The organism is Inquilinus sp. (assembly GCF_057815775.1).
Genome location: NZ_JBYRFX010000245.1, coordinates 1 through 1,913, shown reverse-complemented (window position 1 = coordinate 1,913; position 1,913 = coordinate 1). Strand labels below are relative to the sequence as shown.

Annotated in this window: 2 protein-coding genes; both read left to right on the top strand. The window is 64.8% G+C overall.

Going from position 1 to position 1,913, the window contains the following annotated elements:
* Positions 1–273 precede the first annotated feature (273 nt).
* Positions 274–399, top strand: coding sequence for a hypothetical protein (locus AC3XYG_RS08820; RefSeq protein WP_489139446.1), 126 nt, complete (start codon positions 274–276; stop codon positions 397–399).
* Between the two features lie 108 nt (positions 400–507).
* Positions 508–1,913 (top strand): glycosyltransferase family 4 protein (locus tag AC3XYG_RS08815; RefSeq protein WP_489139445.1); only part of this gene is annotated, 1,406 nt, incomplete at its 3' end.

Genomic DNA, 1,913 nt, shown 5'->3' with positions numbered 1-1,913 from the left:
CTACACCCCATCTGTGCCGGAGCACTGAAATGGCTCATATATCCGCAAATTATTTTTTAGATTATATTTCCAATCAAAAATAAATCAGTGGATTTCCTTGAGTTCTTATCTCAATCGGACCATGTTCATTAAATCGAACTTTGCTCATATGATTTCAGGCCCGCAGGCATTGAATATGCCGCGGGGCTGAATTCTTCTTGTACGACATACGATTTTGGCAACCCGCGACTCTCGCGGGCCAAAACTGATGTTTGTGAAAGAAAGATAGGATTCATGTCTAAAGGTCGCGACACGAAAAAGCCGAAGAAGGAAACCAAGCCGGTCGTGCACGGGGCAACCTCGCTGCTGGCCAAGGCCATGCCACCGCCGCCCGGCCTGCCCAAGAAGAAGAAGGGCTGAGGCACGGCGCATCGCGAGTCCCGCCCCCAACCCGTCCCGGATCCCCGGACCGTCCGTTCATCGTCCCATGGCGATGAGATCCCCGGTCCCTACGATGGAGGCACTGCCGTGACCCAGCCGAGCCGCGTGGCCTTCATCGGAAATTCGCTTCCCCGCCGTTGCGGGAACGCCACCTTCACCACCGACCTGCAGCAGGCCATCGCGGCGTCGGATGCGGCGACCGACACCGGCATCGTGGCGATGAATGATCATGGCCACGGCTACGACTATCCGGCCGCCGTCCGCCTCGAAATCGCCGACGACCGGATCGAGGATTATGTCCGGGCGGCCGAAGCCCTCAATGCCGGCCGGTTCGACGTCGTCTCGCTGCAGCATGAGTTCGGCATCTTCGGCGGCGATGCCGGCGGCCACATCATGGCGCTGCTGTCGCGGCTGACCATGCCGGTCGTGACCACGCTGCACACGGTGCTGGCCGAGCCGACGCCGGTGCAGCGCAGCGTGCTGAACCGGATCGTCCGCGCCTCGTCCCGGGTCGTGGTCATGGCCGAGAAGGGCCGCGAGCTGCTGCAGACGGTGTATGCGGTGCCGGCGGACAAGATCGACGTCATCCCGCACGGCATTCCCGACGTCGCCTTCGCCGACCCCGCCGCCGCCAAGGCCAAGGCCGGCTTTGCCGGACGGCCTGTCATCTTGACCTTCGGCCTGCTGTCCCCCAACAAGGGCATCGAGGTCATGATCGATGCCATGCCCTCGATCCTGCAGGGCCGGGCCGATGCGGTCTATGTCGTGCTGGGCGCGACCCATCCCAACCTGGTCCGCGACGAGGGCGAGGCCTATCGCGAGAGCCTGGTGGCCCGGGCACGGGACCGTGGGGTCGAAAACCATGTCGTGCTGCTGGACCAGTTCGTCGACCGGGCGACGCTGCTGGACTTCATCGCCATGTGCGACGTCTATGTCACGCCCTATCTCAGCGAGGCGCAGATGACGTCGGGCACCCTGGCCTACAGCTTCGGACTGGGCAAGGCGGTGGTCTCGACCCCCTATTGGCATGCGCAGGAACTGCTGGCCGACGGCCGCGGCACGCTGGTGCCGTTCGGCGACGCGCCGGCCATCGGCGCCGCCATCGCCGGGCTGCTGAGCGATGACGACCGGCGCGAGGCGATGCGCCGCCGCGCCTATGCCAGCAGCCGGTCGATGACCTGGGCGCGCACGGCGGAGCGGTACCTGTCCGTGTTCGACCGGGCCCGGCGCGGGCATCGGCTGCGGGTGATCGAACGGTCCGAGATCGTGGTTCCCGTGAGCGACGGCGTTGCCGCGCCGGAGATGCAGCTCGGCCATTTCCTGTCGATGTGCGACGACACCGGGCTGTTCCAGCACGCGGTCCATTCGGTGCCCGACCGCACCCATGGCTACTGCGTCGACGACAATGCCCGCGCGCTGCTGGTGGCTTGCGCCCTGAACCATCCGCGCGAAATGCGCCTGCCCGAGGCCCTGACCGCCCGTCTGGCCAGCTT